Origin of the sequence: Vibrio sp. 10N.222.46.A1, assembly GCF_041473595.1 — a bacterium.
GTDB classification, from domain to species: domain Bacteria; phylum Pseudomonadota; class Gammaproteobacteria; order Enterobacterales; family Vibrionaceae; genus Vibrio; species Vibrio tasmaniensis_A.
Map to the genome: position 1 here is coordinate 1 of NZ_JBFRSN010000041.1, position 8442 is coordinate 8442.

Annotated in this window: 9 protein-coding genes; 4 read left to right on the forward strand and 5 right to left on the reverse strand. The window is 43.3% G+C overall.

Annotated features, from left to right (window positions below):
- On the reverse strand, window positions 1-1533 hold a 1533-nt coding region (locus AB4496_RS01780; protein WP_372130523.1), incomplete at its 3' end, for a methyl-accepting chemotaxis protein.
- Window positions 1534-1792: 259 nt separating this feature from the next.
- Here AB4496_RS01780 and thiE point away from each other — a divergent pair.
- Window positions 1793-2410 (forward strand): thiamine phosphate synthase, encoded by a 618-nt coding sequence (gene thiE, locus AB4496_RS01785; protein ID WP_102257593.1) that lies wholly within the window; start codon window positions 1793-1795, stop codon window positions 2408-2410.
- Window positions 2411-2538: 128 nt separating this feature from the next.
- Here the strand turns inward: thiE and AB4496_RS01790 are convergent, their stop codons facing one another.
- Together AB4496_RS01790 and AB4496_RS01795 are read right to left on the reverse strand one after the other, a co-directional pair.
- Window positions 2539-2883 carry a thiamine-phosphate diphosphorylase gene (locus AB4496_RS01790; RefSeq protein ID WP_102257636.1) on the reverse strand — a complete coding sequence of 115 codons (345 nt, stop codon included), beginning with the start codon at window positions 2881-2883 and terminating at the stop codon, window positions 2539-2541.
- A 418-nt stretch (window positions 2884-3301) separates the two neighbouring features.
- Entirely contained in the window at window positions 3302-4204 is a 903-nt protein-coding gene (locus AB4496_RS01795; RefSeq protein WP_102257594.1) for a LysR family transcriptional regulator, read from the reverse strand.
- A gap of 137 nt (window positions 4205-4341) precedes the next feature.
- On the opposite strand from AB4496_RS01795, the gene AB4496_RS01800 reads away from it, so the two are divergent.
- Window positions 4342-4779: a PACE efflux transporter gene (locus AB4496_RS01800; RefSeq protein WP_102257595.1), complete on the forward strand. Its 438-nt coding sequence runs from the start codon at window positions 4342-4344 to the stop codon at window positions 4777-4779.
- Window positions 4780-4974: 195 nt separating this feature from the next.
- On the opposite strand, the gene AB4496_RS01805 is transcribed toward AB4496_RS01800, so the two are convergent.
- Both AB4496_RS01805 and AB4496_RS01810 read right to left on the reverse strand, forming a co-directional pair.
- Window positions 4975-5442 carry a hypothetical protein gene (locus AB4496_RS01805; RefSeq protein WP_012600934.1) on the reverse strand — a complete coding sequence of 156 codons (468 nt, stop codon included), beginning with the start codon at window positions 5440-5442 and terminating at the stop codon, window positions 4975-4977.
- A 306-nt stretch (window positions 5443-5748) separates the two neighbouring features.
- Entirely contained in the window at window positions 5749-6744 is a 996-nt protein-coding gene (locus AB4496_RS01810; protein ID WP_102257596.1) for an AraC family transcriptional regulator, read from the reverse strand.
- 159 nt (window positions 6745-6903) lie between these two features.
- On the opposite strand from AB4496_RS01810, the gene AB4496_RS01815 reads away from it, so the two are divergent.
- Together AB4496_RS01815 and AB4496_RS01820 are read left to right on the forward strand one after the other, a co-directional pair.
- The gene (locus AB4496_RS01815; RefSeq protein ID WP_102257597.1) at window positions 6904-8025 is read left to right on the forward strand and encodes an HlyD family secretion protein; all 1122 of its coding nucleotides are present in this window, start codon (window positions 6904-6906) and stop codon (window positions 8023-8025) included.
- Window positions 8015-8442 (forward strand): DUF2955 domain-containing protein (locus AB4496_RS01820; RefSeq protein ID WP_372130524.1); only part of this gene is annotated, 428 nt, incomplete at its 3' end. The genes AB4496_RS01815 and AB4496_RS01820, both read left to right, overlap by 11 nt.

An 8442-nucleotide genomic window follows, 5' to 3' on the forward strand; every position in this document is an offset into this window, starting at 1 on the left:
TCCACGACCTTGTTCACCTGCGCGAGCGGCTTCGATAGCCGCATTCAATGCCAACAGGTTGGTTTGCTCAGAAACGCCTTTGATTACTTCAAGAATGGCGCCAATGTTCATCGACTCTTTGTGTAGGTCCGTCACTTTCTGGCTGCTGACCTGCATGCTTTCATCGGCGCTGCCAATTTCATGCAGTGTTTTGTCTACTTCTTTGAGTCCCATCGCGACATTCTCGGTTGCTTGGTTTGCAACTTGAGACGCGTGGTTAGCACTTGCCGCAATTTCTGATGTGCTCGAAGCCAATTGATCAACGGCAGAAGAGATATTGATCATCTCACTGTTCAATTGTGTTGCGTTGGTCGAGCTGTTATTGGTCACTTGATTGAGTGACTCCGACATCTCACCAATACGCACACTAGAACGGTTCACTTGACCAACAATATCGCGCAGCGATTCGATGGTGATCTCCATGTTGGTTAGCAGTTCACCAATTTCGTTTTTGCTCTCAATGTTCACTTCAACATTTAAATTGCCTTGAGAAAGCTCATTGGTGATCTGTTTAACCTGTGCGATGCCTTTGGTAATAGAACGAGTCACCAACACAGCGCTTGTCATGCCAATCACCAAAGCCACACCTGTTAGCAAGAAGATGATTTGAACTGAACGTTTTTCACTGGCTTGCAGTTCTGGCGTTAATACTTGTTTCTGTTGCTCTAGAATACTTTGAGCATCCGCGACCGCAATAGCCAAGCTGTCACCAATCGAGGCAAGAGTCGCAGTTCTTTGCGTGTTCTCAATCATCTGCTGATGAACTTGTTCAAAGCCTTTTGCATACGCTTCGCGCTGGTTAGAGAAATCTTCAATCAACTCGCTTTGGTAAGGGGATGATTTGAGAGACTCAATGTCGCCTTCAATACCCGGCAACGCGTATTCAAAGATATCTTTACCCGCTTCATAGGTTTTTAGGTCGTTGTTGTTTGAGTAACTCAGTACAGTGATCTTGGCTGCGAGGAAGTTCTCCATCAACATACCCGCGTATAAGCTCGCGTTTGGATCGTTGTTGTTGTACGACTCATACAACAAGCTTTGCGCGGCTTTGAGGGCGTTGGTTTCTCGTTTGACCATCTCGACATTCACCAATTGGTCGATGAGCAGCTGGCTCTGTTTCATTGAGCCATAAGCCGTGTCAAATGCCGCTACGCTGTCTTGCACTAATTGCAGGCTAGCTAGGCTATCGTTTTTGGTGGTGGTTTGGATTAAGTTGTTGAGCAGTTCATCAATCGCGAGTTTGCTTGATTGATAATTTACTTCGTATTGCTCATCCAATGACTTTAAATAACGTTCAGAGGCTAAGCGCATCTGCAGAAAATGCACTTGAATGTTGCCTGACAGTGTCGCTTTCTGGCTAAGTACACTGTATTGGCTAAAGCCGTTCGACAAGGTTTGGATACCTTTGTAACTCACAAAGCCTGAAATGACGAAAAAGAGCAAGCAGATGGCATAACCTAGCTTGATCTTAAATGCTATAGAAAGGTGGCGCATTACTATCCCTATATTTACCTGATTCCTTCACTGCGAAGTATTCCATAAAACAGGGTTCTGGGCAGGCTTAAGTGAATAGTTTGTGTAATAAGTAACGCTTTCGTTAAAAAATTCGGTTTTTTAGTATCGTTTCAATGGGTTGCATATTTGTTGGAGCATGCTTAATTGAGCTAATTGTTTATTAACTTCCATGCACATGATGCAAATTGTCGGTAAAATAGTAGAAACGCAATTTAGACTCCGACTCCAAAGGCACGATATGAACCCTTATAAGCTCTACTTGGTTACTGATGACCAGCAAGATCTAGAAACGCTTAAGTTTGTCGTTGAACAAGCAATCGCTGGTGGTGTCACTATGGTTCAAGTAAGAGAGAAGCATGGAGATGTCAGAGCTTTTATTGAACGTGCGCAGGCCGTTAAGTCGATTTTGGCTGGCTCTGGTGTCCCGTTGATCATTAATGACCGAATGGACGTTGCGTTGGCTGTGGATGCTGACGGCTTGCATTTAGGTCAATCAGATATGCCTGCTGAGTTAGCCCGTCAGTTGATTGGTCCAGATAAGATTCTTGGTTTGTCGATTGAAACTGAACAACAGCTTCGAGAAGCCGATAGTTTGCCGATCGATTACATTGGCCTCAGTGCGCTTTTTGCCACACCGACTAAGACAAACCTTAAGAAACATTGGGGTTATGACGGCATTAAAATGGCGTTGGAGACAACGAAGTTACCGATTGTCGGTATTGGTGGAATTAACGAATCGAACATCCCGCAGTTAGTTGAGAGCGGCATTCATGGGTTAGCACTGGTATCTGCGATATGTCACGCTGAAGATCCAAAACAAGCGACGCAGGATCTGTTGTCTCTAATGGGAGAGTGAAGGGGTTATAGGCTAGAAAACAAATGAGGTTAACCATTTGTTTTCTAGTTAAAGAACAAGCTTATACAAAGGCTAAATTGGCCTATCGATTGAGCTTCTAAGACAATTTATTGAATACACAGTTTGGTTTACTGAGCGCATAGAGCAACAGTAGCGATGATCATAAGAACGATCGCGGCATACCAACCGTATTGTGCGGTCCTATTAGCAACAAACACCTTAATGTAGTTGAGTTCTTCATGCGCCATTGCAATGAAGTCCGTGTAGTTAATCGATAACTCGCGGCTGGCTTCTTTCAAATCTTGCTGAAGTTTGTTGAAAGCCTCATCGATGAAGCCTTTTGTTTCTGAAACAGACGGAGTCGCAACCAAAGTTAAGCTATTCCATACTGCCATACGCGATTCATATTCGCTTTCACTGACACAATTAAGTACGCGTAAATCATACTCTCGTTTGTTACGCTCTTTACCCATTTTCTCAGGGCAAATATTTCTTAAAACGTTCACGACAAATTTTCCAAAAGGTTCATTTAGATATAAAAAAGCACTCGAAGAGCGCTCATAAACTGGGTGCGAATCAATATTCAAAAGTGATCTATTTGAAACCGGCATAAGCAACTGTAAGACAGAGCGTTTATCTGGGAGATTTGAAGTTGGGTCAGTGGTGTTAAAGAGCGATTTGGGTTTGTCGATATCAGTTTGATAAGACAAACCCTTTGGGATCGCATACTAGTTATGTCACTTTGGGACATCAACTAGGGTGTTTTATCCACACGACAAAGAAAATTATCGGCACGAAAAGCGGAAATGAGGTAGTGCTGGAGAAAACACCACCGTCATTGACTTAGGATTCAGTTGCTAAAATAGGCTGAACTCAAGAATTGGGGGGAGATTAGTTGGCTTGCCATTGATTGTTCTCTAATGAGTGGCCTTTTAGTTTTTCAAGTAAACTTGTTAACACTGGGCCATTGATATGGCTGCGAGACACTAAGCAACCCACTGGAGTAATCCAACCACCATGCTCGTGTGAGACAGGTAACGCCACAAGTTCGCCTTTTTGAATGCCTTCCATCACCATCATTTCAGGCACATTTGCCCAGCCAACGTTCTGTTCAACGAGATCGATGATCGTTTTGTGGTTGTTGGCATACCAAAGCATCGAGCTAATACCGTAGGTGAACCACAGTTCGCGCTGCTTTGAACTGCGATGCACACATTGGCGGTAGCGCTTTAGGTCTGAGTCTTGAACGACGGGCATTTGGCTCAGTTCGTGAGTGGCGGAGCTAACCGTAAGAAAACGTGCTTGGCCCAGTAAGAAGAAGTCCATATCCACTTTAAGTTCACCATCCGCATAGATGATGCCTATCTGCGCTTTGCCACGTCTCACTAAGTCTTCAACATCGAAGGTTGAAGTGGTAATAATATCGAAGTGTGTGATTGGAAACTGATCGGCTAGTGAGCTGATTATCTTAATGAAGTTCTTGTCTATGATGCTCTCATCAATGGCAATGATCAGTTCGTGTTCATCTTCTTGTGTCAGCGATTCTACTTTTTGGTCGAAGTACTTTTGTTGGTCGAGAATCGACTTAGCGACAGGCAATAAGGCTTTACCTGTGTTGGTCAAAACAGGGATGTTTTTCTCGCGGTTAAACAGCTCTTGGTCGATAGCTATTTCTAGGTTGGCGATCGATTGGCTGACACCAGACTGAGCGCGTTTCAGCTTGCGTGCTGCAGCAGAAAAAGAGCCACTTTCACACACGGTGACGAAGACTTTTAATTGCTCAAAACTGTACATGTTACCTCTCGCTCAATACCAAATGGGATGATAATGCTCAGACTATCACTAATCGTGATGGCTGTTAACTTTCTCTTATTATTTTCGATGACATAATCGAGCTAATCCAACACATACTAGATTATTTAGAGGAATGTATGAGTACGTTAGAAAGAGTGTTCCACTCAGTGTTATTCGAAGTTTTGGCCGTCACGCTTTCAATTATGGGGTTGGCGATATTTACCGATCATGATGTGAATGCCTTATCAGGAACTATGATAGTTGTTGCGACCATCGCTATGATTTGGAATTACTGTTTTAACCGCATTTTTGATCGCTACTTTACGGGTGAAAAATCTCAGCGTTCACTTAAGCTGAGAATATTCCATGTGGTTTTGTTTGAAGCAGGCTTGTTGATAGCGACGATCCCAGTGATGGCTTTCTTGCTTAATGTGGGGATTTGGCAGGCATTCTTAATGGATATCGGCGTGACCATTTTTATTACCATTTACGCGTTTGTGTTTAATCTGATTTACGATCACGTGAGAGCCTTCTTGGTGCACAGATCTTTCGCGGTTAAATTTAGAGCGAGCTAAAAATGGTCTTAATCGTGGCGAGGGAGAAGTAACCTCGTCATTCTAAGCTCATCTCCGTCAACACTCCCTCAAAAAAGCGCAAAACGCTTTTAACCGATCCTTCGGGAAGCGTTTTGCTTTTTAGTGATGCAACGTTATCGGCTTCCCGAGTAGCCCACTTATTGTTGGCAGTTCACTTGAAAATTGATAGAGCAGTTAGGCTTTTTCGGTTTTCTGCGTGTCATCCAATGCAAAGTAGATTTTAGAAACAATCACTTCGGCAACCAGAATGGTAAATACCACTGCAAAGAAGGCGACGACACCGTTCCAAGGCCCCGTAAAATCCACTTTGTCACCAAATAAGATATTGATGGCTTCTAGCATCACGAATTTTGAACCGACGAGAATCACATAGCTCGACAGGCCTCTGTAGATCTTAGGGGCAGTGCCGGGTTTCGACTTGAAGTAATCCGCGAGCTTATGTTCTAAGCCGATGGATAACTTGAGCAACAGCTGTAGCAAAATCGCAGCAGCAAATGAGATGGTGAAAGACTCGATATTGACGAAATCCCAATATTCATCAAAAAAATTGAGAACGGTTAAATCAACGAGTACGGCGAGTGTGTAACCGACAAAGAGCCGTTGGGGCGTATTAAATCCATATACTTTTTCTATATTGCTCATCTACATCTTCTTGAGTAAAGGGTTATAAAAAACTTAGGAGATAAACTTATAACTTTCAAACGCTTATTGTTTTATATGCGAAACAGCTCTTAAAGTGGGTGTGGCGCATTATGGTAAGTATCTCTGTCGAGATTGATCCAAGATGGTACTTCGACTTAAAGAGGAGTAAGTATGATTATTTATTTTAGGGTACAAGACGTAGAGGAGCTTTGGGGCGCGATAGATCTAGCGACACTCTTACAAATGGAACTGAGAGGGAGGCCAGATTGTACTTAGCCCAAAATTGTATTCAGTCCAAAACTACACTTAGTCCAAAATTGAACGTTGGTAAATCTTCGGCGTAAGACCAGACACACGCTTAAACGCCCGAGAAAAGTGAGAGATGTTGGTGTAGCCGAGTTGGCTAGAGATGTAGGTCAGCGTGTGTCCTTCTTCCATCAGCTCACATGCGACTGAAAACATTAGGTTTTCTTTGATTTTTCGATAGGTCGTATTTTCATTTTTGAGTTTGCGTTGAAACGTTCGCACAGAAAAATTGAGCAGTTCAGCCGCTTCTTCAAATGAGAGATCTTGTTCTTTCATGTAGGGCTTGAGTAGCTCATAAACGCTATCGGTAAAGCTGGTGTGCCACTCAATAAGAGTCGGTTTAGCACTGAGTTCTTTAGAGGTTAGGCGAATTGGGAGTTGTAAGATTTCTTCAGGGATCAGCACAGCCGTCGACGACTGTTCAACAAACAATTGGCAGCTACTTGGCACCAGTGTTTTGACGACATCGATGTCATGTCCTTGCAGACGCACCTTACTAGGCAACCATGGGGATTTGGATAAAATGGTTATTAACTCAATGATATATGTAATTGCAAAAGCTTCTCCCCATTGAAACGTAGGGGAATTGTCTTCGGGTGCAGTTCGGCAAAACCAACTTTGGCCGTGTTCTTGAATAAGCTCGACTTTGCTGCCTGGAGAGTCGTAGGCAAAGATTGAATTTAGGTGTTTCAGCGAATCACCAATGGTTTTAAATTCGGTGAATTGATGCAAGACATTTGGGATGATTCGACGTCGAAATGCGAGTCCTAGAATATCGGTGAACCGAGATACGCCAAGTTGCGCCGATGTGAGGTAAATCAAACGCTTAATGGATTCCGATGGCACAAAATCACTTTCTGATTCGATAAGGTCAGGTGGTAAACCGGAATCTTTAAGCAACATATGTAAATCAAGACCATAGTCAGAAAAAACCTGAACCAGAATTTTAGCGTAGTTCGTCTGAATTACTGGGACTTGGTAGTGACTAGAGGTCATGAGAATACAATCCTGTATATATTGTTGCATTATTAGACGTGCATATCATTTGCAACGTTTTGTTTACTAAATCTAACCCTATTTACTTGAGTTTTCCATTGCTGGGTTTATTTTTAAAGTATTAATTTTGTTGATCTTAGTTATCTAGAAGGGAGCCCCATGTCAGAAGCCAAAGGGAATAAGCAAGAAGCCAATGAAGAAGTTGGCCAGCAAGAAAACGGAAAAGACAAAGTAAGAAAGGTTACAAACTACCTATTGTTGTTTGTTGCATTCATGTTGCTCTTCAGTGTCATTTCAGACCGCATCATCCCTATTACTGATAATGCTCGTGTAAAAGGTTATATCGTTCCAATCAAGCCTGAGGTGTCGGGTAAAGTGCTCGATATACTGGTTCAACCAAACCAACTGGTTAATCAAGGTGACAAGTTAGCTATTTTAGATGAGTCTGATTACAAAATTGCAGTACAACAAGCCGAGCAAAATTTAGAGATTGCAGGCCAAAATGTCGGTGCTCAAACCGCGAGTATTGCTTCAGCGCAAGCGAAACTCACTTCAGCGATTGTTGAAAGACAAAACACCAAGCTACAAGCCAAGCGTGTTTTAGAGATGGCTGATAAAGGTGTGGTTTCTAAATCAGATGCAGATAAAGCGAGAGCCGCATTAGCAACGTCTCGAGCGGCGGTTGTCAATGCAGAAGCTGACCTTGACCGTGCTAAGAAACAAATGGGTAAAGAAGGTCAGGAAAACAGCCAAGTGAAAGCGGCGTTGTTAGCACTTGAACAGGCACAGTTGAACCTAGAGCGCACCGTGATTACAGCACCGACACAAGGTGGCGTTTCTAACTTTAGCCTTTCTGAGGGTTTTTACGCATCAGCAGGTCAACCGATCATGACTTTTGTTTCGACGGAAGATATCTGGATTGAAGCTTATTATCGTGAAAATAGCCTTGGTAACGTAACCGTCGGTGATGAAGTGGAAGTGGCATTGGATTTCGCTCCAGGACAAATCGTGAAAGGGCGAGTGAGTAGCATCGATTGGGGTGTTGATTGGGGACAAAATGATCAAGCAGGTAAGCTTGCTCAAGCTAGCCAACAAACGGGTTGGTTGCGTCAAACACAGATGCTTCCTATCACTATCGAATTTGAACGAGATGAGATGCAAGGCATGCTTCGAGTGGGCGGCCAAGCGGATGTGATTGTTTATAGCGGCGACAACTTTGTGTTCAACGCGATAGGCAAAGTATGGATTCGTCTGATTAGCGTATTGTCTTATGTCCGATAAGCCGATTCCTGACCAACAAACACAGCAACGGATCCTGCGATTTACCGTAGGGGTCACGTTGGCTGTTTTCTTGGCGGCATGGATAAACTGGCCACTTGCGTTTGTGGCGCCAGTGTTCACTGCTAAGTTCTTAATTGATAAACCAAACCTCCATAAGGAAACGGTCTACGAATTGTTATTGGCTGTTGTTGTCACCATGGGGTTAGGTTTATTGCTGTCGCGAGGAATTACCCATTACCCGATCCCATTGCTGATTTTAGTGGGGCTAATGATGCTTTGGGGTTACTACTTGTTTGTAGACCCTAAATGGAACCTTTTCGCCACCATATTGTTGATTGCTGTCTTGATGCTGCCTTTTATGGCGATTGATAACCCCGGAGTCTCTGTATTGTTGGCATCAGGTTTAGCGACTTCTGG